Below are 25,234 nucleotides of genomic sequence, written 5' to 3'. Positions count from 1 at the left end.
GGCGAGCCGTGGCGGGGCGGAAGTCTACGACATCGAGGGAGAGGCGTTCGGCGCCGTTCCAGCGGTCGCGGCGGAGGGTGAAGGCCACGTCCGCTCGTTGCAGGGATGCCAGTTCGTCGAGGCGCTCACCGCCATTGAACGACACCGCGCCCACCCGGCGCACCAACGTACGGTTCCGCGCGACCACGTCGAAGAGGAGATGCTTGCCGTCCCGGCTGAGACGCGGGCGCTGGACGCTGACGTCTCGCATGAAAAAGACGGGGGTCGGGTTACCGGTCCCGCACGGTTCGAGCGCCTCGATCAGCCGCGCCGTCTCGGGGACCAGTTCGTCCGCGTGGAGCTCGGCGTCGAGTTGCAACACCGGGCGTGGGAACCCGTCCGGGAAGGTCTCGCCCACCAAGCTCTGCAGACGCTCTTCCAGGGTGCGAAGGTGCGCGGTCTCGACCGTCAGACCGGCCGCCCGGCTGTGCCCACCGTGCGCCACGAGCAGATCCCGGCAGGCGTCGAGTGCCTCAACGATGTTGAACCCGTCGATGCTGCGCGCTGAGCCGCGGCTCAGTTCCCCGTCCCGCGCCAGCACGACCGCCGGGCGCTGGTACCGGTCCGCCAGGCGGCTTGCCACGAGCCCGACCAGCCCCACGCTCCAGCCCTCCTCCGCCACGAGCAGGACCGATGCGAGGTCGCCCTCACCGAGCGCCAGCCGCTGCTCGGCCTGGACCAGCATCCGCTCGGTCGCCTCCTGCCGACGGGCGTTCAACTGGGAGAGTCGCCGCGCCAGCCGGCGAGCCTCGGCCGCATCCTCCGTCAAGAGCAGGCGCAAGGCCGGCATGGGGTCGTCCATCCGGCCGGCGGCGTTCACGCGGGGCGCGAGGATGAAGGCGAGATGCCAGGCGGTGAGCGCGCGGGCATCCACGCCCGCATCGACGCACAACACTTGCAGCCCCAGCGGCGCGTCGGCGGCGAACCGTCGCAGCCCGTGGTGCACAATGGCCCGGTTGTCTCGCTCCAGCGGGACGACATCGGCAACGGTCGCCAGCGCTGCCAGCGGCAGGAGCTTCGCGGCGCGTTCCTCCCCCAGCAGCGCCCGCGCCACTTGGTAGGCCACCCCGGCCGCGGCAAGACCCGTGAAGGGATAGCGCGAGTCCGGTCGCCGGGGTGAGACGAAGGCCGCGGCGGGAAGGTTGGGATCGCGGACATGGTGGTGATCGAGGACGACCGCCGGGACGCCCGCCGCCTGGAGGATGCGCAGCGCGTCGGCGTCACCCGTGCCGCAGTCGATCAGGATCGCCAGTCCCGCACCGTCCGCCGCGATCCGGTGAGCGGCATTGAGGTTCAACCCGTAGCCGTCCGTGAGCCGGTTGGGGACCATGGTGCGCACGTCGGCGTCCAGCGCTCTGAGCGTCCGCGTCAGCAGCGCGGTACCGCAGAGGCCGTCGGCGTCGTAGTCCCCGTAGACCACGATCCGCCGCTGGGCGTCGATCGTGTCGCGGATCAGGCTGACCGCCGCGGTGAGGTCCGGTAGGGCGTGTGGGTCGGGTAGATCATCGAGCCGTGGCTGGAGAAAGGCATCGACCGTCGCACGGTCGCGGAACCCTCGCCGCCACAGGATCTCACCGAGGAGGAAGTCTTCAGAGAGCCTATGTGCCCAGGGCGCTGGGTCGGGCTCGATCCACTGATACCGTGCCACGGCTCCGCCGCAATCTCTATCCCGCGGGTGTACGTTCACATGAACGATGATACCAGGCGAGAGGCGGACGGGCGAGCCCGGCGAGCGGGGAGTCCAGGCGGCGGGCCGGTCCGTCACCGACGGGACCGCGTGACGTGAACCGACTGCGCCAGCTCCCGGCCGAGGATGTGCTCGGTGCCCCCGAGCGAAATGCGGATCGGGCCGTCAAACGGGTAGCGCTCCAGAACCTCGACCTCGGCCGCGGGGTACAGCCCGAGGGCGCCCAGGTAGCGGAGCTTCTCCGGGTCGCGATCGCACACCCGGTTGACGACGGCCACCTCTCCCACTTCCAACTCACCGAGGTGGACATCGGCGGATTGTTCGATTTCGCCCTCCGGAGTGGGGATGGGATGCCCGTGTGGGTCGGTCGTCGGATAACCGAGCGCCCGGTCGATGCGTGCCTCCAACTCCTCCGAGATGCTGTGCTCCAGCCGGTCGGCCTCCTCGTGCACCTCATCCCAGGAGTACCCGAGCGCCTCAGCGAGGTACAACTCCAGGAGCCGGTGGTGGCGCAAGACTTCCAGGGCGGCCTTCTTGCCGCTCGGGGTCAGGACCACGCCACGGTACGGGGTGTGCTCCACCAGGTTCAGCTCCGCCAGGCGCTTGATCATGTTGGTCACCGACGGGCTCTGCACGTTGAGCCGTTCAGCGATTTGCTGCGTCGTCACGACCTCGGTTTCGGCCTGGAGGCTGTAGATGGTCTTAAGGTAGTCCTCCATGGCGTGGGTGATGGTATCGTCACGTCGCCGCACAGATTCTCACCGCCGTTTCGCCTGGACGTCACTGCCGGAAGGGTGTCGATGGAGCCGGAGGTCGCTCGGCACGGATCGATCACACCGACCCGGCGTATCATGCTGGACGGGCGCCGCCCCCTGGCCCGGCCGCGAGCCGTCACTCGCCGGAGATCGGACCGCGTTCGGCAGCGGTGGTCGCCTGGTTCAAGTATACGCAAATCGACGCTGCTCAGGGTGACGGGCGTCCCGCGCACCTTGCCGAGGTACCGCGCCCTGTCGCAAGATGTCGGGGTGCACGCGGACGGGTACACCGCCGCGGCATTCCGTTGATGGGAGGGTCCAATCCATGCCGCACGACCGCGTCTCCCGGCGTGCCCTGCGGCGCTCCGGCATCGCCCTGAGCGCGCTAGGTGGCCTCGGAGCGGCCGCGCTCCTCTACGCGATCTTCATCGAGCCCCGTCGGCTGCGCGTCCGGCACGTCGCGGTCACCGTGCCGGACCTGCCGGAGGGGCTGGAGGGACTCCGCGCCGCGTTCTTGAGCGATTTCCACCTCGGAGGAGCGCCCGGCAACGAGCGGGTGGCGCGCGCCGCGCGGGCTGCCATCGACCGGGAGCGCCCGGACCTGATCCTCCTGGGCGGCGACTACTTCGACCACGCGCGCTGGCAGAGCGACGGGGAGTCGGCAGCCCCACTTGCCGAATGGCCCGCGCCGACCTTCGCCGTCCTCGGCAACCATGACTTCAAGGGAGGCCCGGCAAACAGCGAGGCCATCGCCGCGCTCCTTGAGCGCCAGGGTGTGTGCGTCCTGCGCAACGCGTCGACCAGCATCCGACTGCGCGGCCAGGACGTGGTCATTGCCGGCGTAGACGACCCCTATCTGGAGTTGGCCGACCTCGACAAGGCATTGGGTGGTGCCACCCGATCACGCCCGCTGGTGCTGCTGGCTCACGCGCCGTCGATCGCGCCGCTGCTCCCGCCGGGCGCGGCGGGAGTGGTCCTCACCGGCCACACCCACGGTGGGCAGGTGCGCCTCTCGCCGTTCACCACGCTGACGCCGCTCGATATCTCCTTCTACCTGGATGGCCTGTACCGGCGGCCCCACTCACCACTCCAGCGGGGATTCCACTGGGTCCGGGGCTCGCTGTTGTACGTCACCAATGGGCTCGGCGTCACCCGCTGGCGAATGCGATTTATGTCGCCTCCGGAGGCCGTCATCCTCCACTTCACGGCGACGCCGGCCGATCCGGACGCGCCCTGCGACGACGTGCGCCGCTACGTCCGTTGGCTCCGATAGCGCCGTCGCTGGCATAATCTCGCGGGATGGCAGACCAAACGGAAAGCGGAGAGCGGTCGGGAATGCTGGCTGAGCCGATCCGGATCCTGGCTATCGACGTCGGCGCCGGGACGCAGGACGTCCTGGTCTATGAGAGCGATCGCGCCCCGGAGAACTGCGTCAAGCTGGTCCTGCCGTCGCAGACCCAGGTGGTCGCCGAGCGCATCCGCCGGGCCACCGCCCGCCGCCTCCCGATCCACCTGGCCGGCACGCTCATGGGCGGCGGCGCCAGCAGCGCCGCGGTGCAGGAGCATCTGGCCGCCGGGCTCCCGGTGACGGCCGCTCCCCAGGCAGCGCGGACGCTGCACAACGACCTGGAGCGCGTCCGAGCGTTGGGCGTGGAGATCCGCGACGAGCCCCCGCCCGGCACCGAGATCATCCGCCTGGGCGATATCGATATCGGCGCCATCGAGGCGGCCCTTGACCGGTTCGAGATCCCGCTTCCGTCGCTCTTCGCTATCGCGGTCCAGGACCACGGCTACGCGCCGGATGCGGGCGGCCGTGAGTTCCGCTACGAGTTCCTGCAGGATCTGCTTTCGCGGGGCGGCGATCTGCTGAGCATGGTCTACCGTGACCCCCCGCCCTACATGCTCCGTATGCGCGCGGTGCGCGAGCTGTTGCCCGGTGCGGCGGTCATGGACACCGGCGCCGCGGCCGTCCTCGGAACGCTGGGCGATCCGGTCGTGGCGCGGGAAGCCGCGACGGGCGGGGCGATCCTGGTCAACGTCGGCAACCTGCACACGTTCGCCGTGGCGGTGCGCGGGATGCGCGTCCTCGGTCTGTTCGAGCATCACACCGGGGGCGTCACGCCCGACAATCTACGGGAACTGGTCGACGCCCTGCGCAGCGGGCACCTCACGCACGACGATGTGGTCGCGCTAGGCGGTCATGGAGCGGCGTTCGCCCCCGACTACTCGACCATGGATCCGATCACGTTCGTCGCCATCACCGGCCCGAACCGAGGGCTCGTCCGCTCCCTCGGCTACTACGAGGCGGTGCCCCACGGCGACATGATGCTCTCGGGCTCCTATGGGCTCGTGGAGGGGTTGCTGGCGCTCCTGGCCCGCGAAGGGTTCCCCACCGGAAAGAGCCTGATCGCGACCAACGGGCGGTAGTCGCAGCCGCACCCGACGCGGTGCGGAGGGGTTAGAAGCGACGGGTCGCCAGCCGCTCGGCCAGCGCAGCCAGCCGCTCGCGGGCCGGACCGGTCGCGCCGGCCTCGTCCAGCAGGCGCAGCGCTTCGGCGTGGTAGTCGGCCACCGCGACCTGCACCTCCGTCTGTACCTCGTACTTCGCGAGCAGGCGCAGCACGGCCTCGACCGCGGCGTCGTTGACCTCGGGCTGTGCGTAGATCGCCTGCAACCGCTGCAGGTCGTTCGCGTCGGCTTTCGACGCCAGCAGAAGGATCGGGAACGACTTCTTCCGGCGGCGGATGTCATCACCTGCCGGCTTGCCGGTTACTTCCGCTTCGCCCCAGATCCCGAGCAGGTCGTCCTGGATCTGGAAGCCGAGGCCCAGAGCTCGCCCGAACGCGCGGTAGCGCTCGGCCCGCTCCACGTCAGCCCCGGCCAGCACCGCACCCGACCATGCTGCGAAGGCCACCAGCGAAGCGGTCTTCCCCTCGATCATGTGCAGGTAGGCCGCGACTGGGATATCCCAGCGCTCCTCGTAGCACAGGTCGAGCACCTGCCCTTCGACGATCCGCAGCACGGTAGCGTTGAACTCGCGGGCGACCTCGATCACGCGCGCCGCCGGCACGCCGCGCGCGTTCGAATCCAGCAGGGGAAGCTGGCTGAGCGCGAAGAGCGCGTCACCGGCGTTGATCGCCTGCCCCACGCCCCACAACGCCCAGACCGTCGGACGGTGGCGACGTCGGTCGCTGCCGTCCTGCACATCATCGTGAACGAGCGTGAAGTTGTGCAGTAGCTCGATCGAGGCCGCGGTCGGCACGGCCACCTCGGGATCCCCGCCCGCGGCCGCGCAGGCCAGGACGCAGATCAGGGGCCGGATGCGTTTCCCGGCGTCGGCCGTCGCAGGCCGGAAGTCCGGATCGGCCCAGCCCAGGTGGTACCGGAGCACACCGTAGAGGGGGAGATCACGGTCGGAGAACCGGTGGCCGGCAGCGGCTTCAGCCTCGGCGACGACCTGCCGCATCGTCCGCTCGACATCGGCGATCGCGTCGTTCACCTGCGGTGTGCCTTCGCCATGAGAGCTCGTGTCCCGCTTCGTTGCCCACCGGCCCACCCAACGGGCATACTATAGCATGATCGGAGGCGATCACCACCCCAAGCCGACGCCACCACGCACCGGGTGGTGCGCCCGCCGAACCTACCCGATTGACCATGCGTATTCGGCAAGGTTGTCCGGCGTGAAAAAGGCCGGAAAGACATAGAGTGAGGGTACGGCTGTGTTTTACATGGATCCACGGTACTTCTTGTTCATCTTACCCCCGCTCTTGTTGATGCTCTTCGCTCAGGCCCGGGTGCGCGGAGCGTTCGCCAAGTACAGCCAGGTTCCCAACCAGCGCGGCATGAGCGGCGCTGAGGTGGCGCGGGCGATCCTCGACGCGAACGGCCTCAGCGACGTGCCGGTCGAGATGGTGCCGGGTGAGCTCACCGACCACTACGACCCGCGGGAGCGGGTACTGCGGCTCTCGCCGCCGGTGTTCCAGGGTCGCTCGGTCGCGGCAATCGGGATTGCCGCACATGAGGCCGGACACGCCCTGCAGCACAAGTCGGGCTACGTGCCGCTTCAGATCCGCTCGCTGCTGGTGCCGGCGGCGAGCATCGGCTCGAACCTGGGTTGGATCATGATCCTCGCCGGGATCGTGATCGGCTTGACCCAGCTCGCCTGGTTGGGTATCGCTTTTTTCGCGGCCGGGACGCTCTTCGCCCTGGTCACGTTGCCGGTCGAGTTCAACGCCAGCAACCGCGCGCTGCAGATGCTGACGACGATGGGCATTGCCGACCGGACCGAGTATCAGCAGAACCGTGAGGTGCTCAACGCGGCGGCGCTGACCTACATTGCTGGTTTCCTCGCCGCCCTGATGCAGTTGCTCTACTGGCTCAGCATCGTCAGCGGCATGAACCGCCGCGACTAGCCATGCCCCACACCGTGACCGCGGGCGGGGCATGCGGGAAGGACCACACGCCCTGAACCCGAGGGATACTACCGGCACCGCCGGACCTCCCGCGGACGTCACCGCACCCTCCCCGCCCGCGGGTCGCATCTCTCGTGTCTCCACACGCCGCGTGATCCTGGCCGGCCTCGTGCTGGCCGGGATTGCCCTCCGCGTCTGGAGCATGGCCCGGGCAAACTGGATGATCGACGGCGACGAGGCCACCTTCGGCCTCATGGCCCGCCACATCCTGCACGGGGAGCGCCCTGTCTTCCTCTACGGCCAGCCGTACATGGGAAGCCTCCAGGCCTACCTGGGGGCGGTCTTCTTCGCGATCTTTGGCATGTCCCGCACCGCGTTCAAGGCGGTGACGTTCATCGAGTTCATCGCCTTCGCCGCGAGTGTCTACCTGCTTGCCCGGCGCGTGGCCGGCAGCCGCGCCGCGGTCATCGCGACTGCCTTTGTCGCCCTCCCGCCGGTGTACGTCCTTTCGGCTACGGCGCGGCTCTGGGGGCCACTGCTCGACGCGATGACGCTGGGCAACCTGATACTCCTCCTGGCCATCGACGAGGCGTATCCCCCGTCCGTGTTCCCTCCGCGTCGCCGCTGGGTGCGCTACCTGCTCATGGGTGTCTTCGCCGGCTTCGGCTTCTGGTTGCACGGGCAGATCGCGACCTACGTCGCAGCCGCAGCTATCATCCTCGTCCTGCACGACAAACGCGTCCTGATCCGGCCCGGTCTGATCGCGGCTGCCGTCGTCGGGTTCGCCGTCGGTGCCGCCCCGGTGCTGGAGTTCGCCCGAACCCACGAGTACACGACGTTCCACCACCTCCTCGGCATCGGCGCCGAGCGGCAGCACGGGGACTATGTCGACGTCGCCAAGTTCTTCTTCCGAGTGAACCTCCCGCGCGTGCTCGGTGTCGCCAATGCCTGGGCGCCGCTCCCCTACTGGCTCAAACTCTTGGGCGCGGTGGCGATCGCGGCGCTGGTCATCGCGGTGATCGTGCAGCGGCGCGCCGGATTCCTCGATTGGCTCCGGCTCTCGCTGCGCCGAGGTCAGCCGATCGACGCGCTCTTCCTCTTCTGCGCCGTGGTCACGCTCAGCTTCATCTTCAGCGCCTTCGGCGACCTGGCGCTCCAGTTCCAGTCATTCGACGCCACAGGGCGCTACGCCATCCCACTGGTTTCAGCGGTCCCCATCATTCTCGCGGTGGGCATTCTCCAGGTGGAGCGATGGGTCCGTGCCCTCGGGTGGGCGCTGGGCGCGCTGATCCTGGCGGTGTCGCTCGCGGGTTATGTCACGGCACCGCCCGAGCAGGTCTGGCAGTCCGCCTACTGGCGGAACCTGCCGCCGTCGAGCACGGAACTGGTGGCGGCACTGGACGAACTCGGAGTCGATGCCGTCTGGATGAACCACTGGGCCGGAAAGCCGCTGATGTTCGACACGGAAGAACGGATCGCGGCGGCGGACTACTACGACCTGGCCATCGGCCACGGCATCGACCGGCTGCCGGCCGCGACCGCCCGCGTTCACGCGTCGCCGCGGCCGGCGTACGTCTTCACCACCGATCAGACTGATCTGCCGATCGAAGACTGGCTAAAGGCCCACGGCATCGGCTACGACAAGCGCGTCGTCCCCGGCTACGTGGTGATCTACCCGCACGAGCGCGTCGACCCGGCCGAGGTCGTGGACTTCCTCGGGTACGACTGGTAACGGGCAACGGTTAATCCCGCATCCGCCCGTACCCACGTGGCAGGAACCGCCCGTGGCCCGGCTCGCCCGTCACCATCGGGGCCCCGTCGTCCTGGTACACGGTTCGTCCGCGGATGATCGTCCGCACGACCCGGCTGCGGACCACGCGCCCCTCGAAGGGCGTCCACTTGTTCCGGTGGAGCATCTCCTCGCCCCGGACCGTCCACTCGCGCTCGGTGTCGTAGATCACCACGTCTGCGTCGGCGCCGGGCTGGAGCGTCCCCTTACGCGGGTACAGGCTGAAGATCCGCGCCGGATTGGTCGCCGACAGCCGGACGAAGGTGCCGACGTCCAGTCCCCGCTGGTGCAGCATGTCGTCGAGGACGATCGGGTACATCGTCTGAATGCCCGACAGCCCGAGCGGCGCCTGCCAGATGTCGTCCAGGCCGGCCTCCTTGCTCTCGATGGTGTAGCCGCAATGGTCGGAGGAGATCACATCGACCGTGCCGTCGGCGACGTAGCGCCACACGCCCTCGACTTCATCGCGGGCCCGGAGCGGCGGCGCGCAGCGCCCGAACGGTCCGAGGCGGCGCAGGTCGTCCTCGTCGAGCGCCAGGTACTGCGGGCATGTCTCGACCGAGACGGGCACGCCCCGCGCCTTGGCCGCCTTGACCAGCTCCAGGCCGCCCGCAGTGCTGCAGTGGCAGATGTAGGCGTGACCGCCGGTCTGCTCGGCGAAGAAGATTGCGCGATGGATGGCCTCGATCTCGACGATCGGCGGCCGTGACTCCGCGTGCGCCAGCGGGTCCTTCCGTCCCTGCGCCTTCATGCGCGCGATACCGGCTTCCAGCAGGTCATCGTTCTCCGCATGCAGCCCGTAGGGGATGCCGGCCTCGGCCACGCGCCGAAAGACCGCGAGGAGTGTGTCGTCGGTCGCCGCCGGGAAGCTGGGGCTGGATCCCGCCATGAACGACTTGAGGGCGACGATCCCCTCGTCGATCATCTCGTCGATCTTGTCAAGATCCTGGTTGACCGCCCCGCCCCAAAGCGCGAAGTCTACGATCGAGTGCTGCTCCCCGACCGCACGCTTCTGCCGGATGTGCGCACCCTCGCTCGAGGTCGGCGTCGCCTGCGGCATCTCGACAACCGTGGTGATGCCGCCCGCGATCGCGCCCAGGCTCCCGTAGTAGAACCCCTCGGTCGGTGGATCACCTGGGTCTTTGAAGTGCGTGTGCACGTCGACGCCCCCGGGGACGACCAGCTTCCCCCGGGCATCGATCCGCTCGTCGGCGTCGATGTCGGACGCATCGAGGGTGATGGCGGCGATGCGCTCCCCCTCGATCACGAGGTCTGCCCTGAAGGCACCCTCCTCGGTCCCCAGCAGGCCCCCTTCAATGACGACGCGGCGCCCCATCGCGCTCCTCCCTCCCGGTGATCCAGGCCGACGCGCGGCCCGGGCCGTGTTACCATTGCCGGCGTGACCGCCTCCGCGAACGACGATGCCGACGGTGCTCTGATGCAATCCGCCCCGTAGTCTAACCGACCTCCAGCCGCCTGACGCGACCCCCGCGACGTCTGAGAGGAGCCATCCAATGCCGATCAGTACGGACGAACGGATCGCCATCCTGCAAGACATCCAACGGGAGTGGCTGGCGCTAGCGCGCGCGGTGCGCGATCTCAGCGACAACGACCTAGAGCACGGGGAGCTCGCGAATGGCTGGACGATCAAGGTGACGATGGGTCACGTCACCGCCTGGGAGCGGAAGCTGATCGACGAGGTCCGGCACGGGGAACGCGGCGAGGCGTTCACCTGGCCCCACATGGACGTTTTCAACCCGCAGCGTGCCGCCCTCGATGCCCGTCGGCCCGCGTCGGAGATTCGAGAGGACTTCTGGCGGACGCACGACGAGCTGATCCAGCTCCTCGAAACTACGCCGATCCTCTCGCGGGAACTCGTTGAGTCCGACACTTACACGCACTACCCGAATCACACCACCCAGATCATGGAGTGGCGTAAACGATCTCGCAGCGGCTAGCGGACTCGCGCGTCCACACGCGGAGACAGACAGCGGGCCGGGCAATCGTGCCCGGCCCGCATATGTCTGTTCTCTTGCTAGGTGTTGACCTAGGCAGACGCCTGGTATTCCACCGGCTCCTCACCGACGCTCATCAAGAGCGGCGGGCGGCGGCGGTTGATGACGTCGGCGTTGATGATGCACTTCCGCACGCCCTCGAGCGACGGGATCTCGTACATGACATCGAGGAGTACCTCCTCGATGGTCGTCCGAAGGCCCCGCGCGCCCGTGCCGCGCTTCAAGGCGTAGTCGGCCGCCGCCTCGAGCGCATCCGGCGTGAAGACCAGCTCGACGTCGTCGAGCTTGAGCATCTTCTGGTACTGCTTCACCACGGCGTTCTTCGGCTCGACCAGGATGCGCGCCAGTTCGTCGCGCGTCAGGTGGTCGAGGGCCACCACGACCGGCAGCCGGCCGACGAACTCGGGGATGAGCCCGTACTTGAGCAAATCCTCCTGTTGGACGTGGTGCAGTACGCTCTCCTGCCGCTCCGTGCGCAGCGGCGCGCCGAAGCCGAGCGTTGCTTCCCGCCCCAGGCGACGGCGGACGATGTCCTCCAGCCCTTCAAAGGCACCGCCGCAGATGAAGAGGATATTGCGGGTGTCGATCTGGATGTATTCCTGGTGGGGGTGCTTGCGCCCGCTCTGCGGCGGCACATTGGCGACGGTCCCCTCGATAATCTTGAGGAGCGCCTGCTGGACCCCCTCGCCCGAGACGTCGCGCGTGATCGACGGGTTGTCGCTCTTCCGGGCGATCTTGTCGATCTCGTCGATGTAGATGATCCCGGTCTGGGCCCGCTGCACGTCTCCGGCCGCCTGGATCAGGCGAAGCAGGATGTTCTCGACATCCTCACCGACGTAACCCGCTTCGGTCAGCGCGGTCGCGTCGGCGATGGAGAAGGGCACATCGAGGAGCTTGGCCAGCGTCTGCGCCAGCAGCGTCTTGCCGCTCCCCGTCGGGCCGAGAAGCAGGATGTTGCTCTTCTGCAGCTCCACGTCATCGTCGTTGGGCGCGGTGATCCGCTTGTAGTGGTTGTACACCGCCACCGAGAGGATCTTCTTCGCCCGGTCCTGGCCGATGACGTAGTTGCTCAGTTGCTCGTAGAGCGCCTTCGGAGTCGGGATCCGACCTAGCGACGGCTCAGGCCGGCGAGCAGGAGCTTCTTCCTCCTCGATGATCTCCCGGCAGAGCTGCACGCACTCATCGCAGATATAGACCGCGCCCGGTCCCGCGATGAGCCGCCGGACCTCCTCCTGTCCTTTCCCGCAGAACGAGCAGCGGTAATGGACTCTTCCCCCACGAGAACTCGACATCCCCCGTACCCCTCAGCGTCGGCCCGCTAGGACGTAGTCACTAGCTTTGCGGGCTCCAGCACGTGATCAACGATCCCGTATTCCTTTGCCTCCTGAGCCGACATGAAGTAGTCGCGTTCGGTGTCGCGCTTCACACGCTCAAACGACTGCCCGGTGTGATACGCCATGATCTCGGTCATCTTGGTGGTCAGGTTGATCGTCTCACGCGCCTGGATCTCGATGTCCGGCACCGAGCCCCGGAACCCCGACGACCCCTGATGGATCAAGATGCGCGAGTTCGGCAGCGCAAAGCGCTTGCCCTTCGTGCCCGCCGCCAGGAGCACAGCCGCCATGCTGGCGCCCAGCCCAATGCAGTACGTGGCGACATCGCACCGGATCATCTGCATCGTATCATAGATGGCTAGCCCGGCATAGACGAGGCCACCGGGGCTGTTGATGTAGAGCTTGATATCCTGCTCCGGGTTTTCGTACTCCAGGAAGATCATCTGGGCGATGATCGCGTTCGCGATCTGGTCATCAACCGGCGTGCCCAGAAAGATGATCCGGTCCCGCAGCAGCCGCGAGTAGATGTCGTAGGCACGCTCGCCCCGGTTCGTGGTCTCCACCACCATCGGGATGAGCGCTTCCGGTCGCGCCCGCTCGTAGAAGTACATCGTGGGGTTCCTTTCTCGCTGTCGGTCGGTGCGCACCCCGGTTAGCCGGTCGACTCCTGCGACTCGGCCTCCTCGGCCTCTTCCTCCGCGGAAGCGGCCGACGCCTCCTCAGCCGCGCCTACCGTCACCGCGGCCCCATCCTCAGGGGCTGCTTTCGAAGACGCGTCCTCCGCGTCCTGGGTCTCCTGCGAGTCGTCCGTATTCTCTGCCTCGTCGCCCTCAGGCGCTGCGGCTGCCTGCTCGGGCTCAGCCGTCACGCCCGCTTCTGCCCGAGCCAGCACCTCGGCGGCCTCGCCGATGACGGCGCCCCGCCCCTCGGTGACCAGCTCGACGAGCCGGTCCATGACCTTCCGGTCCTTCAACTCGGACATCAGCAGGTCGGTGAAGTAGGGGCTGGAGTAAATCTGGCGCATCTGGTCGGGATTCTGCGACTGGTTGGACAGCCGCTCGATCTCCCCCAGCAGATCCTCTTGGTCGACGTCGATGCCCTCGGCCTCAGCAAAGGCCTCCAGCACCAGCGAATTGCGGAGCCGCCGGACGGCATCCTCGCGCCGCGACTCCTTGAATTCCTCCAGCGTCTGCCCTTCGAAGCGCAGGTACTCTTCGAGGCTGCTGCCCTGCTGGGCCAGCCGCGTGCGGAGTTGCTCCACCTCCCGGTCGAGCTGGCTCGTCACCATCGCCTCAGGGATCTCCAGCGTCGCCTGCTTCGCCAGCGCCTCCACGGCCTGGTCGTAGAACTCGGCTCGCGCTGCCAATGCACGGCTGCGCAGCAGATCCTCGCGGATCGCCGCCCGCAGGTCGTCCAACGTCTCGTAGTCGCCGACGCTCTTGGCGAGGTCGTCGTCCAGCTCGGGCAGTTCCCGCTCCTTGATCTCGTTGAGCGTCAGCCGGTAGTGCAGGGTGGAACCGCGGATCTCCGGGCTGACCTTCTCATCGTCTTCTTCAAAGGTGATATCGAACTCGGCGGTCTCCCCCGGGTGGAGCGACTTGATCGCCTCTTCGATCTGGGAGAAGAGGCTGCTCTCACCCAAGACGAAGTCCGCACCCTGCAGCGGTTCCTGGAAGGGTTCGCCGTCGCGGGTCACTTCCAGGTCGATGATGACCTGGTCTCCGTCCTTCGGCGCCCGCTTCTCGGCGGGCTCGACCCAGACGGCGTTCGCTCGCTGCACCTCGGCGAGCGCCTCGTCCACATCCGCGTCGGTCACCTCGACCTCGCGCGGGTCGAGCCGGATACTGCGGTAGTCACCGAGATCGACCTCGGGATAGACCTGAACCTCGACCCGGAAACCGACCGGCTCGTCCTGGTAAACATCAACCTGGGGATCCGAGACCGGGATCAGGTTCTCCTGATCGAGCGCCCGGCGATAGAGCGTGTCCATGATCTCACGCTGGGCTTCCTCGACCAGAACCTCGCGCCCGAGCCGCTGTTCGAGGATGAACCGCGGCGCCTTACCGGGACGGAAGCCCGGAATCCGCACCTGCTGGTTCACCCGCCGGAACGCGCGGTCCAGCGCCTGGTTGAATTCATCCGAGTCGGCGACGATATCCAGTCGCACTGAGCTCTGCGGCAGCTTCTCGACCGATACTCTCACCTACTCCACCCTTGTCGCAGCACGGATTCGCCCGCCGGATTATAGCAAAGCCCTTTCACTCCAAACCATCGCGCCACGGGGGTGGCTCGGCACCCGATCTCGTCCGCCGTGCCGCCCGGCATCAAAGCCGCCGCGCCCCGGCAACGGCGGGGCACGGCGGCGCATCTGCAACGGCGACCAGTTGGTCAGGGGCGCGTCAGGGTAAACCCCTCTTGCCCCGGCACATCCTGGTAGTCGATGATCACGCCATCGAGCGGGTCCATCAGGACCTTCGGGATGATGATCACCGGCTGCCCGTCCCGCTCGACCACCTGATCGTCCTCCTGGGGCCATGCCAGGGCAAGACCGAGGTCACCGCTGTCGTCCACCACCAACGTGATGCCCTGTCCAGGCTGCGGGTTGCTGGCCTCGCGGATTGCCTCAAGCTCGTCCAGCGCCCGCTCAGTCACTTCAATCACCAGAAGACTCCCTCCATACTGGCGCCCATTCAGGCACGTCCACACGAGAACGTCCGACGCGCGTGATCCGTGCCACCGCTTCTGAAGGCACGGGGCGTGCCTCCGAACCGCCACCGTTGGGTACACTTGTCACCGACACGCTGTGACCACGTCGCATCGGGCCGTCGCCCCAATCCGGGAAGTGCTATGACCGACCTCCTCCCACGCAACCGCACCGACCGTGACGGAGACTCCCCGGGGATCCCCCCGAGACTCGCTCCAGTCGATCGATGCACCTGGCATGCCCCGGATGACGCCATACTCCGCCTCCTCCGGGAGGCGCGCATCACCGACTGCGAGCTCGTTCCCTGGGGGTCGAACTACACCTTCGCAGTCCGCCTGGAGCACGACGAGCACCCACCGACCGTCGCCATCTACAAGCCACGCGATGGCGAGATCCCGCTCTGGGACTTCCCCTCCGGGACCCTCTACCGCCGGGAGTACGCGGCGTTCCTGGTCAGTTGCATGCTCGGGTGGTACTTCGTGCCGCCTGTCGTGATCCGCAACGGGCCTCACGGGGTTGGCACCGTTCAGCTCTACGTGGAGCCGGCCCGGGGCGTGCACGACGGGAGGCTTGGGGATGACTTCACCAGCCAGTTACAGCGCATCGCGCTCTTCGACCTTATCACCAACAACGCGGACCGAAAGGCGAGCCACTGCTTCGTCGGCGGTGACGAACAGCAACTGTGGGGCATCGACCACGGTTTGACCTTCCACGTCCATCCCAAGCTGCGCACCGTCATCTGGGACTTCTGTGGCCAGCCGATCGAGCCAGAGTTGCTGGAGGCGATGGCGGCCCTGGAGCGCGAGGCTGACCGAGTGCGCGCCACACTGCGGCCGTATCTCACCCGGCAGGAGGTCGAGATGTTCCTTCGCCGGGTCGCGGCGCTGCGGGAGGCGGGCATCTTCCCCCACCTCAACCCGCGGCGCAACATCCCCTATGGCTGGTAGGCGGCCCGTCAAGACAGGAAACTCTTGACCGAATTCGACGCTGTGCTACGATGATGCTGCACGGCGCACGACCCCGCACGATCCGCCCGCCGGAGCGGCCAAAGCCGCGCGAGCTCGGGACACCCTGGGACTCGGGACGGGCACCGCCCACCGCCAGGGATATAGCTGGCGCGACGCGCCGAGCGCCGATCCGGCCGGACAGCGCAGGAGGGAGGCAACAGAGGGAGCCTGGTAGCCCTGCCGCGATGGCAGGAACGACGGTTCGCAGACTCTGATGCGGCCGGCAGCCGGGCACCGAAGCCCGGGCCTGGTCAGGGGGGTAGGATGAAAATCTCAGGTTCGTACACCATGCAGGCGCCGCGCGAGGCGATCTGGGACAAACTGATTGATCCCGATGCCATCGCCGGTTGCTTGCCCGGCGTCGAACAGCTCGAGAAGGTCGGCGAAAACGAGTACACCATGGCGATGACCGTGGGCGTTGGGCCGGTCCGCGGGACCTACTCCGGGAAAGTGTCGCTGGCCAACCTCAACCCGCCCGAGAGCTACGAGATGCACATCGAAGGATCGGGCCGACCCGGGTTCGTCAAGGGCACGGGCATGCTCCGCCTGGCAGAGGGCGCCAACGGTTCGACTGAGATCACCTACGAGGGCGACGTCGAGGTCGGTGGCCCCGTCGGCTCGGTTGCGCAGCGCATGCTCGGCGGCGTCGCCCGGCGCATGGTGGAACAGTTCTTCAGCTGCATCGAGAAGCAGATCAGCGGTGGTTAGAGCCGTCGCTGGCGCGGCAGTCTGATGGCATCCACTCCAATGCAGGAGGGAGATCGATGAAACAGCAGATAACTGTGACCGTCAACGGCGTCCAGTATACGAGCGAGGTGGAGCCGCGCCTCTTGCTCGTCCATTACCTTCGCGACGTCCTCAACCTCACGGGCACGCACGTCGGCTGCGATACCAGCCAGTGTGGCGCCTGCACCGTCATCATGAACGGGTCCGCCGTCAAGTCCTGCACCGTGTTGGCTGTCCAGGCCGACGGCGCCGAGATCACCACCATCGAGGGTCTGGCCAAGGACGGGCAGCTCCATCCGCTCCAGGAGGGCTTCTGGGAGATGCACGGCCTGCAGTGCGGCTTCTGCACGCCGGGCATGATCATGACCGCCTACGACCTGCTCCAGAAGAACCCGAACCCGACCGAGGAGGAGATCCGCCACGGTCTGGAGGGGAACCTGTGCCGCTGCACGGGCTACCAGAACATCGTGCGCTCGATCCAGTACGCCGCTGACAAGATGCGCGGTGCCGCGGCCGCGGCGGGCGGCGAGTAGCCCACCGATCGCCGGACCACTCGGCGTCGCCCATCGGGTCCGTACCAGCCGAAGGAGGTTCCCGTGGCCGTCACGAAGATGTTCGGTGCCTCAGTCAAACGGCGGGAAGACCCCCGAATGATCACCGGCCGGGCTAACTACACGGACGACGTCCGTCTGCCCGGCACGCTCTCGCTGGTGATCCTGCGCAGCCCCTACGCGCACGCCCGCATCAAGTCGATCAACGTCGAGAAGGCGCGCCAGATGCCCGGTGTGGTCGCCGTCTACACCGGCAAGGATCTTGTCGATTCCCTTGCTCCCGTCCCGTGCGCCTGGCTGCCGCCCAATTCCGATCTGAAGGTTCCGGAGTACCGCGCGCTCGCCGTTGACACGGTCCGCTACGTCGGCGACGGCGTCGCCGCGGTGGTGGCGGAGAACCGGTACCAGGCACAGGATGCGGCGGCCGCGATCGAGGTCGAGTACGAGATGCTGCCGGCGGTCGTCGACCAGGAGAAGGCCACGCAGGACGGCGCGCCGCAGCTCTACGCGGATGTACCCAACAACACGGCATTCGTCTGGCGCCTGGCCGGCGGCGACATCGACGCCGCGCTGCGCGATGCGGACGTGGTCGTCTCCCAGCGGCTGATCAACCACCGGCTCATCCCGACCGCTATGGAGCCGCGCGCCGCCGTAGCCCACTACAACCCCGGCTCGGGCGAGCTGACGCTCTGGTGCACCAGCCAGAACCCGCACATCCATCGCCTGCTGATGTCGGCGGTCACCGGCATCCCCGAGACCAAGATCCGGGTCATCGCCACTGATGTCGGCGGCGGCTTCGGCTCGAAGATTCCCTTCTACGCCGGGGAGATGATCGCGGTCGCCATCTCCAAGGATCTCGGGCGGCCCGTCAAGTGGGTAGAGGACCGCCGCGAGAACTTCGTTGCCACCACTCACGGCCGGGACCACATCGACTACGTCGACGTTGCCGCGAAGCAAGACGGTACCATCACCGGCATTCGGGTCAAGGCGTACGCCAACATGGGCGCCTATCTCTCGACGGCCGCGCCCGGCGTGCCCACCTGGCTGTTCGGGCTGATGCTCTCGGGTCCGTACAAGATCCCGAACATCAGCGTCGAGGTCCACGGAGTCCTGACGAATACCACCCCGACCGACGCCTACCGCGGCGCGGGCCGGCCTGAGGCGACCTACGTCCTGGAGCGGATGATGGATCTAGTGGCCGACCGGCTGGGCATGGACCCGGTCGAGGTCCGCCGCAAGAACTTCATCCCCAAGGAGGAGTTTCCGTACACCGTCGCCACCACGCTCCAGTACGACAGCGGCGACTACGAGGCCGCCCTGAACCGGGCGCTGGAGATCGTCGGCTACGAGCAGTTCCGCAAGGAACAGGAAGCGGCGCGGGCGCAAGGCCGGCTCCTCGGCATCGGGTTCTCCACCTACGTCGAGGTCTGCGGCCTGGCACCGTCCCAGGCGGCCGGCGCGATGGGCTTCCAGGGTGGCCTCTGGGAGAGCGCGACGGTCCGCGTCCACCCCAGCGGCAAGGTCTCGGTCTTCACCGGCTCCAACCCGCACGGGCAGGGTGAGGAGACGACCTTCGCCCAACTCGTGGCCGATGAGCTCGGCGTGCCGCTGGACGACGTCGAGATCGTGCACGGCGACACCGGCCGCATCCCCTTCGGCATGGGGACGTACGGTAGCCGCAGCACCGCGGTCGGCGGCAGCGCGCTCATCTACGCCGCCCGCAAGGTCCGGGACAAGGGCGCCAAGATCGCGGCGCACCTGCTGGAGGTTTCCCCGGACGACATCGTCTTCGATCAGGGCCGCTACTACGTCAAGGGCGCGCCTGATCGGGTCAAGACCTTCCAGGAGGTCGCCGGTGCCGCCTACCTGGCCTGGAACATGCCGGAGGGCGTCACGCCGGGCCTGGAGGAGACGCACTTCTTCGACCCGATCAACAACACGTACCCGTTCGGCACCCACGTTTGCGTAGTGGAGGTCGACCCGGCCACGGGCAAGGTCCAGTTCCTCCGTTACGTCGCGGTGGACGACGTCGGCAACGTCATCAACCCGATGATCGTGGACGGGCAGGTCCACGGCGGGATCGCCCAGGGGCTGGCGCAGGCCGTCTACGAGACGGCCGTCTACGACGAGAACGGCCAACTCCTATCCGGCTCGCTGATGGACTACGCGCTCCCCACTGCCAGCATGGTGCCGACCTACGAGGTCGATCGCACCGTCACCCCGACGCCCGTCAACCCGATGGGCCTCAAGGGGGCCGGTGAGACCGGGACGATCGCGTCGACGCCGGCGGTGGTCAACGCCATCATTGACGCGCTGAAGCCGTACGGCATCACGCATCTGGACATGCCCTTGACGCCGCAGCGGATCTGGCAGGCGATCCAGGAGTCGCAGAAAGGAAGCTGAATCGATGTATCCGGCAGCTTTCGAATACTACCGGGCAACGAGTGTTCCCGAGGTCGTCCAGCTCCTGCAGCAGCACCCGGACGGCAAGATTCTCGCCGGTGGTCATAGCTTGCTCCCGATGATGAAGCTCCGCCTGGCGGAGCCGGCTGCCCTGATCGACATCGGGCGCGTGCCGGACCTGAACGGGATCCAGGACGCGGGCGACAGCATTGTCGTCGGGGCCACCACCACCTACTGGAACCTCTTACAGTCGGATGTGATCCGGCAGTCGCTCCCGCTGATCACCGAGGCGGCCAATGTGGTCGGCGACATCCAGGTCCGCAACCGCGGCACGCTGGGCGGTGCGATGGCGCACGCCGACCCGGCCGCGGATATGCCGGCCGTCGCCCTCGCGCTCGACGCCTCGATGAAGGTGGTCGGACCGAACGGCGAGCGGACCATCCCGGCGAGCGAGTTCTTCGTCGATATGTTCACCACGGCCCTCAGCCCCGACGAGGTGCTCACCCAGATCATCTTCCCGAAGCCGCAGGGCACCTCAGGGCAGGCGTATGAGAAGTTCGCCCACCCCGCCTCGGGCTACGCGGTCGTGGGGGTAGCGGCCTTCGTGACGCTCGACGGTGGCAAGGTCCAGACGGTCCGCGTCGGGATCACCGGTGCCGGCACCGTCGCCAAGCGGGCCAGCGCGGTGGAGCAGGCGCTCGCCGGGCAGGAGCCGACCGAGCAGGCCATCGAGAGCGCAGCCGCCCACGCCGCCGAGGGTCTGGAGCTGAACGGCGACATCTTCGCCTCGGAGGAGTACCGGGCGCACCTCGCGCGGGTCTTCACCCAGCGGGCGCTCTCGCGCGCCGTTGCGGCCGCGCGCGGCTAGGTCGCCTACGCAGCGCATCCACGGGGGCGGCCGGATGGCCGCCCCCGTTTGTCATCATCGGCGAGCCGAGTCAACCGCATACGCTGAAGAAAATGTCACTCGGTGTCACGAGTGGTGCGGGCTCACCGGTGACGTCGCTGACGGGCTGAGGATTCACGCCCCACATCGCAGGAGGTCCGGCCGACGGCTGGGTCGCGTCGCAGGGGCACCGCTCGCCGAAAACGTGCGCCCGCTTCCGGATTGGTCACGGAACCGTGCGCCCCGATGGGGCCGGATTTGCTATCATTGAACACGGTGCCCTATGCACGGACGGAATGTCGGACCGGGATCACCCGGATTCCATGAGGTGATGTGCTTGGAACTCAACTCTGTTGAAGCAGTTCAGAAGGCGCTTGCCACTCAGCGGTACGTTTGCGAGGAGAGCCTCGCCACGGCGATCTTCCTGGCGCTTCGCCTGCCCAAGCCCCTGTTGCTCGAAGGCGAGGCCGGCGTCGGCAAGACCGAGGTCGCCAAGGCATTGGCCGCGATCCTGGACACCGACCTGATTCGCCTCCAGTGCTACGAGGGGCTCGACGTCAGCCACGCCGTCTATGAGTGGAACTACCCCCGCCAGATGCTGGCGATCCGCCTCCTGGAGGACAAGTCGGTCGCGCGCGATGAGGCCATGGAGGAGATCTTCAGCTCCGAGTATCTCATCGAGCGCCCGCTGCTCCAGGCGGTTCGCCACAAGGGGAAGGCGCCCGTCCTGCTGATCGACGAGATCGACCGGGCCGATGAGGAATTCGAGGCGTTCCTCCTCGAGTTGCTGTCGGACTTCCAGATCACGATTCCGGAGATCGGCACAATCCGGGCGGAGACGCCGCCCATCGTGATCATCACGTCGAACCGGACTCGGGAGCTGCACGACGCGCTCAAGCGCCGCTGCCTCTACCACTGGATCGACTACCCGAACGTCGAGAAGGAGCTGCGGATCATCACAGCCAAGGTGCCGGGGATCTCGGAGCGCCTGGCTCAGCAGGTGGCGGTCTTCATCCACCAGTTGCGGCGGGAAGATCTGTACAAGCTGCCCGGCGTCGCCGAGACGCTGGACTGGGCCGCCGCGCTCCTGGCGCTCAACCAGCAGGAACTGACCGCCGAGATCGCGTCTGCAACGCTCGGGGCCATCCTTAAGCACCAGGAAGACGTGCACGCGATCCGGAAGAACAAGTTGGATTCCCTTGTCTCGACCGCTACAGCGGCGAGCGGAAGCTAACGGAACATGGCCACACCGGACACCTTTGTCAACCGCGCCATCAGGTTCGGGCGTGCGCTGCGCCGGGCGGGGATCAACACCACGTCCGGGCAGGTCATGGACTTCGTGCGCGCCGTCGAACACATCGACATCGGCCGCCGGTCAGAGTTCCGCGAGGCCGCGCGCGCCTGCCTCGTCACGCACCGGGACGACCTCGAGGTCTTCGACAAGATCTTCGACATCTACTGGCGGGCCAAGCCGGACTTCACGGTTGAGGCCCCCGAAGGCGTCCAGCCGGACGACACCATCCCCTTCGAGGACGAAGAAGCGGAGGAGGGCGAGGGCGAACAGCAGCAGGACGGCGCCGAGCGCGAGGGTGCGGAGGGTCGCCGCCGCCTGGAGATGGTGGAGTCCTCCGAAGAGGCGGCGGATCTCGACGACAGCGACAGCGAGTCCGACGTCTTCAGCTACAGCGCGGCGGAGATCCTGCGCGAGAAGGACTTTGCCGACCTGACCGAGGACGAGCTGGCCCAGACCCGCCGGCTGATGGAGAACCTCCAGTGGCGCCTGGGCAAGCGCCGATCGCGGCGGAAGGTCGCCTCGCCCAAGGGGCGCTTCATCGACCCGCGCCGCACCATGCGCCGCAGCCTGCAAACCGCGGGCGTGCCGCTGCGCATCTCCCGGCGCCAGGTGAAGCTGAAGCCGCGTCAGTTGGTGGTGATCTGCGACGTCAGCGGCTCGATGGACCGCTACTCGCGGATCCTGCTCCAGTTCATCTACGCGATCGAGAACGGCATGGCTCGGGTCGAGGCATTCGTCTTCGGCACGCGGCTCACCCGCGTCACCCGGCTGCTACGCCACCGCTCGATCGACGAGGCGATGGAGCGTGTCTCGCGCGAGGTGCAGGACTGGTCCGGCGGGACACGCATCGGCCAGTCGCTCCAGACGTTCAACCAGGACTGGGCGCGTCGCGTGCTGCGCAACGGCGCCGTGGTCCTGATCATCAGCGACGGCTGGGACCGCGGCGACCCCGAGATCCTGCGCCGGGAGATCGCCAAGCTCCAGCGCAGCAGCTACCGGCTGATCTGGTTGAACCCGCTCCTCGGCTCGCCGCGCTATGAGCCGCTCACGCGGGGAATGCAGGCGGCCCTCCCGTACGTTGATGATTTCATGCCGGTCCACAACCTGGCGAGCCTTGAGGCGCTCGCCAAGCACCTCAGCACCATCGACGATCACCGCCCGGACCGGCGCCAGCAGCCGCTGATGATGAGCGGCGCAAGCTCGCCCGCGGCCTGACCCAGCACCTGAGGAGGTCCACCATGCGCGACATCCTTCCAGAGATCGAGAAGTGGCAGCAGGAGGGTGAGGAGATCGCCCTCGCGACCGTCGTGCGGGCGTCGGGCTCCGCGCCACGACCGGTCGGCGCCAAGCTGGCGGTGACCGCCAGCGGGCGCATGGCCGGCTCGGTCAGCGGCGGCTGCGTCGAGGGCGCTGTCTTCGAGACCGCGCGCGAGGTCATCAAGAGCGGCCGGCCACAGCTCGTGCATTACGGCATCAGCGATGAGATGGCGTGGGACGTCGGCCTGAGCTGTGGCGGGCAGATCGACGTCTTTATCGAGAAGCTGGTGTGAGGGCGCCGATGAGTGCCACGTTCCAGGAGCTACGCGACGCGATCAACCAGGAAATCCCGGTCGCCCTGGCCACCGTCGTGGCCGGCGAGCAGGTGGGCGCCAAACTCCTCGTCTATGAAGATGGGCGCCGGTCGGGCTCGCTCGGGAACCCGGAACTGGATGCGCGCGTCGCGGCCGACGCGCTGGAGTTGCTGCCACGGGGTGAGGCCCAGACACGCACCTACACCCTCGACGACGCGACCACGGCGGACGTGTACATCGAGAGCCACCGCCCGCCGCGGCGCATGATCATCGTCGGCGCGGTCCACACCGCCATCCCACTCGAGAAGTTCGCGCGGGAGCTCGGCTACTACACCATCGTGGTCGATGCGCGCGAGTTCTTCGCCACCCGCGAACGCTTCCCCGATGCGGGGGAGTTGATCGTCGGCTGGCCGGACGAGGTACTGTCGCAACTCCCGCTCGGGCCGGAGACGGACATCGTGCTGCTCTCGCACGATCCGAAGTTCGAGGATCCCGCCTTGGAGGTCGCCCTGCGCAGCCGGGCCGGTTACATCGGCGCCATGGGCAGCAAGAAGACCAGCGCCGAGCGCAACGAGCGTCTCCGCGCCGCCGGCTTCACCGATGAGCAGATCGCCCGCATCCACGGGCCGATCGGCATCAACATCGGTGCACGAACCCCGGGGGAGATCGCGGTCAGCATCCTCGCCGAGATCATCGCGGTACGTCGTGGCCGCGACCCGCGCCAGCCCGGATCGGGCCTGGCCCCGGCCAAGGCCGACGCAGCCCCGGCCGCAGGCGAATCCGGCACGTAGCCATGCCCCGCGTTGCCGGTGTCGTCCTCGCCGCCGGGGCCGCCACCCGCATCGGCGGCCGGAAGCAGCTCCTCTCCCTCGGCGGCCGCCCGATCCTCGACTATGTGTTAGATGCAGCACGCCAAGCGCCGCTCGACCCCTTGCTCGTCGTCCTCGGCAGCGCCGCAAGCGAGATCAAGGCCCAGGTCGACCTCACCGGCACCCAGATCGTCTGCAATCCCCGCTACCGCGAGGGTCAGAGCACCTCGGTCATCGCCGCCGTCGAGGCGTTGCCCGACGACGTGGAGGCCGCGGTCTTTCTGCTTGGAGACCAGCCCGAGGTCGCCGTGCCGGTGCTGGAGCGGATCGTCGAGACGTACCGCGGCACGCGATCCCCGATCGTCCAGCCGCGCTATGCCGAAGGCCGAGGCAACCCCGTGCTGATCGCCCGCGAGCTCTTCCCCGAGTTGCGCCGCCTCCGCGGCGACGTGGGCGCCCGCCCCCTGCTGGTACAGCACCGTGACCTGATCGCCTTCGCCGACGTGAGCGAGTTCTCCCGCCCCGTCGACATCGACACTCCCGACGACTACGAGCGCGCCCGGGAACGCTTCACCGCACGGCAGGAGGAATCACGGTGAGCGTGAACATCGTGGGCGAGATCCGCTTCTGCCCCCACTGCGGCCGCCCGGTCGAGCAGCGCGAGGTCGCCGGACGGTCTCGGCCCCACTGCCCTGCCTGCGGCGAGACTTTCTTCGCCGACCCGAAACTCGCCGTGGCCGTCGTCATCGAGCAGGACGGGAAGGTCGTGCTGCAACGGCGCAGCATCGACCCGGGCCTCGGTGCCTGGACCTTCCCATCCGGTTACGTCGATCGAGGCGAGCCGCCGGAGGTGGCGGCCGTCCGTGAGGTACAGGAAGAGGTCGGGCTGACCGTCCGCCTGACACGGCTGATCGGCCTCTACGCCGAGCCGGGCGACATCGTGGTCCTCGCGGTCTACGCCGGCGAAGTGGTCGACGGCGACCTCTCTTGCGGGGATGAAAGCGACGCCGTCGGGCTCTTCTCTCCCGACGATCTGCCGCCCCTCGCCTTCCCCCACGACGCTGAGATCATCGCCGCCTGGCGTGCCGGATCGTCCGCATCACCGTCCCCCGATCGCGCTCCATGATGCCTGGAGCCAACACCGGGCCACGCCCGAGGCATGTGCCACGAGGCGGTGAACTCGGATATCCCGCAGGCCCGGATGCCGGCGAGGATGCGGCAACGCCGGCGCGGGCGACCATCCTGTGCCTTG

Annotated in this window: 24 protein-coding genes; 16 read left to right on the top strand and 8 right to left on the bottom strand. The window is 67.7% G+C overall.

Annotation, left to right across the window (positions count from 1 at the left end; genetic code table 11):
* On the bottom strand, positions 1-1,687 hold a 1,687-nt coding region (gene recJ, locus IRZ30_RS02670; RefSeq protein ID WP_294082646.1), incomplete at its 3' end, for a single-stranded-DNA-specific exonuclease RecJ.
* A 113-nt stretch (positions 1,688-1,800) separates the two neighbouring features.
* Positions 1,801-2,478, bottom strand: coding sequence for a metal-dependent transcriptional regulator (locus tag IRZ30_RS02665; RefSeq protein WP_294082644.1), 678 nt, complete (start codon positions 2,476-2,478; stop codon positions 1,801-1,803).
* Positions 2,479-2,806: 328 nt separating this feature from the next.
* Between IRZ30_RS02665 and IRZ30_RS02660 the strand changes: the two genes are divergently transcribed.
* Together IRZ30_RS02660 and IRZ30_RS02655 are read left to right on the top strand one after the other, a co-directional pair.
* Positions 2,807-3,754 carry a metallophosphoesterase gene (locus tag IRZ30_RS02660; RefSeq protein WP_294082642.1) on the top strand — a complete coding sequence of 316 codons (948 nt, stop codon included), beginning with the start codon at positions 2,807-2,809 and terminating at the stop codon, positions 3,752-3,754.
* A gap of 62 nt (positions 3,755-3,816) precedes the next feature.
* Positions 3,817-4,908, top strand: coding sequence for a DUF1786 domain-containing protein (locus tag IRZ30_RS02655; RefSeq protein ID WP_294082640.1), 1,092 nt, complete (start codon positions 3,817-3,819; stop codon positions 4,906-4,908).
* Positions 4,909-4,939: 31 nt separating this feature from the next.
* Here the strand turns inward: IRZ30_RS02655 and IRZ30_RS02650 are convergent, their stop codons facing one another.
* Complete coding sequence (locus IRZ30_RS02650; RefSeq protein WP_294082638.1) at positions 4,940-5,980, bottom strand: polyprenyl synthetase family protein; 1,041 nt, start codon at positions 5,978-5,980, stop codon at positions 4,940-4,942.
* Between the two features lie 220 nt (positions 5,981-6,200).
* On the opposite strand from IRZ30_RS02650, the gene IRZ30_RS02645 reads away from it, so the two are divergent.
* Together IRZ30_RS02645 and IRZ30_RS02640 are read left to right on the top strand one after the other, a co-directional pair.
* Positions 6,201-6,893 (top strand): zinc metallopeptidase, encoded by a 693-nt coding sequence (locus tag IRZ30_RS02645; protein ID WP_366945312.1) that lies wholly within the window; start codon positions 6,201-6,203, stop codon positions 6,891-6,893.
* Positions 6,894-7,044: 151 nt separating this feature from the next.
* Positions 7,045-8,625, top strand: coding sequence for a glycosyltransferase family 39 protein (locus IRZ30_RS02640; protein ID WP_294082634.1), 1,581 nt, complete (start codon positions 7,045-7,047; stop codon positions 8,623-8,625).
* A gap of 10 nt (positions 8,626-8,635) precedes the next feature.
* Here the strand turns inward: IRZ30_RS02640 and allB are convergent, their stop codons facing one another.
* Complete coding sequence (allB, locus tag IRZ30_RS02635; protein ID WP_294082632.1) at positions 8,636-10,018, bottom strand: allantoinase AllB; 1,383 nt, start codon at positions 10,016-10,018, stop codon at positions 8,636-8,638.
* Positions 10,019-10,196: 178 nt separating this feature from the next.
* On the opposite strand from allB, the gene IRZ30_RS02630 reads away from it, so the two are divergent.
* Positions 10,197-10,640 carry a maleylpyruvate isomerase N-terminal domain-containing protein gene (locus IRZ30_RS02630; protein WP_294082631.1) on the top strand — a complete coding sequence of 148 codons (444 nt, stop codon included), beginning with the start codon at positions 10,197-10,199 and terminating at the stop codon, positions 10,638-10,640.
* 89 nt (positions 10,641-10,729) lie between these two features.
* Here IRZ30_RS02630 and clpX read toward each other — a convergent pair whose 3' ends face one another.
* The 4 genes from clpX to IRZ30_RS02610 all read right to left on the bottom strand — a co-directional run bounded on the left by clpX (position 10,730) and on the right by IRZ30_RS02610 (position 14,692).
* Complete coding sequence (gene clpX, locus IRZ30_RS02625) at positions 10,730-11,989, bottom strand: ATP-dependent Clp protease ATP-binding subunit ClpX (RefSeq protein WP_294082629.1); 1,260 nt, start codon at positions 11,987-11,989, stop codon at positions 10,730-10,732.
* Positions 11,990-12,015: 26 nt separating this feature from the next.
* Positions 12,016-12,642, bottom strand: a complete 627-nt coding sequence (locus tag IRZ30_RS02620) for an ATP-dependent Clp protease proteolytic subunit (RefSeq protein WP_294082627.1) — start codon at positions 12,640-12,642, stop codon at positions 12,016-12,018.
* A gap of 41 nt (positions 12,643-12,683) precedes the next feature.
* Positions 12,684-14,234: a trigger factor gene (gene tig, locus IRZ30_RS02615; RefSeq protein WP_294082625.1), complete on the bottom strand. Its 1,551-nt coding sequence runs from the start codon at positions 14,232-14,234 to the stop codon at positions 12,684-12,686.
* Between the two features lie 185 nt (positions 14,235-14,419).
* Complete coding sequence (locus IRZ30_RS02610; RefSeq protein WP_012871877.1) at positions 14,420-14,692, bottom strand: iron-sulfur cluster assembly accessory protein; 273 nt, start codon at positions 14,690-14,692, stop codon at positions 14,420-14,422.
* 186 nt (positions 14,693-14,878) lie between these two features.
* Between IRZ30_RS02610 and IRZ30_RS02605 the strand changes: the two genes are divergently transcribed.
* From IRZ30_RS02605 to IRZ30_RS02555, 11 genes are all read left to right on the top strand, one after another.
* Positions 14,879-15,682: an SCO1664 family protein gene (locus IRZ30_RS02605; RefSeq protein ID WP_294082609.1), complete on the top strand. Its 804-nt coding sequence runs from the start codon at positions 14,879-14,881 to the stop codon at positions 15,680-15,682.
* A 324-nt stretch (positions 15,683-16,006) separates the two neighbouring features.
* A complete protein-coding gene (locus tag IRZ30_RS02600; RefSeq protein WP_294082608.1) occupies positions 16,007-16,450 on the top strand; it encodes a carbon monoxide dehydrogenase subunit G in 444 nt (147 codons plus the stop codon).
* A gap of 56 nt (positions 16,451-16,506) precedes the next feature.
* The gene (locus tag IRZ30_RS02595) at positions 16,507-17,001 is read left to right on the top strand and encodes a (2Fe-2S)-binding protein (protein ID WP_294082606.1); all 495 of its coding nucleotides are present in this window, start codon (positions 16,507-16,509) and stop codon (positions 16,999-17,001) included.
* A 63-nt stretch (positions 17,002-17,064) separates the two neighbouring features.
* Positions 17,065-19,422, top strand: coding sequence for a molybdopterin cofactor-binding domain-containing protein (locus tag IRZ30_RS02590; protein WP_294082604.1), 2,358 nt, complete (start codon positions 17,065-17,067; stop codon positions 19,420-19,422).
* A gap of 4 nt (positions 19,423-19,426) precedes the next feature.
* Positions 19,427-20,290, top strand: coding sequence for a xanthine dehydrogenase family protein subunit M (locus tag IRZ30_RS02585; RefSeq protein ID WP_294082602.1), 864 nt, complete (start codon positions 19,427-19,429; stop codon positions 20,288-20,290).
* 349 nt (positions 20,291-20,639) lie between these two features.
* Positions 20,640-21,542, top strand: coding sequence for a MoxR family ATPase (locus tag IRZ30_RS02580; protein ID WP_366945313.1), 903 nt, complete (start codon positions 20,640-20,642; stop codon positions 21,540-21,542).
* Positions 21,543-21,548: 6 nt separating this feature from the next.
* Positions 21,549-22,817 carry a VWA domain-containing protein gene (locus tag IRZ30_RS02575; RefSeq protein WP_294082598.1) on the top strand — a complete coding sequence of 423 codons (1,269 nt, stop codon included), beginning with the start codon at positions 21,549-21,551 and terminating at the stop codon, positions 22,815-22,817.
* Between the two features lie 23 nt (positions 22,818-22,840).
* A complete protein-coding gene (locus IRZ30_RS02570; RefSeq protein ID WP_294082596.1) occupies positions 22,841-23,152 on the top strand; it encodes an XdhC family protein in 312 nt (103 codons plus the stop codon).
* Positions 23,153-23,160: 8 nt separating this feature from the next.
* On the top strand, positions 23,161-23,964 hold the full coding sequence (locus IRZ30_RS02565; RefSeq protein WP_294082594.1) for an XdhC family protein: 804 nt from the start codon (positions 23,161-23,163) through the stop codon (positions 23,962-23,964).
* A 2-nt stretch (positions 23,965-23,966) separates the two neighbouring features.
* Positions 23,967-24,581, top strand: coding sequence for a nucleotidyltransferase family protein (locus tag IRZ30_RS02560; RefSeq protein WP_294082592.1), 615 nt, complete (start codon positions 23,967-23,969; stop codon positions 24,579-24,581).
* Positions 24,578-25,108: an NUDIX domain-containing protein gene (locus IRZ30_RS02555; protein WP_294082591.1), complete on the top strand. Its 531-nt coding sequence runs from the start codon at positions 24,578-24,580 to the stop codon at positions 25,106-25,108. Before IRZ30_RS02560 ends, IRZ30_RS02555 begins: the two co-directional genes overlap by 4 nt.
* Positions 25,109-25,234: the final 126 nt, after the last annotated feature.

Source organism: Sphaerobacter sp., from assembly GCF_019683595.1.
Classification (GTDB): Bacteria; Chloroflexota; Chloroflexia; order Thermomicrobiales; family Thermomicrobiaceae; genus Sphaerobacter.
The sequence above is the reverse complement of the archived record's forward strand: the minus strand, read 5'-3'. Positions and strand labels throughout refer to the sequence as shown.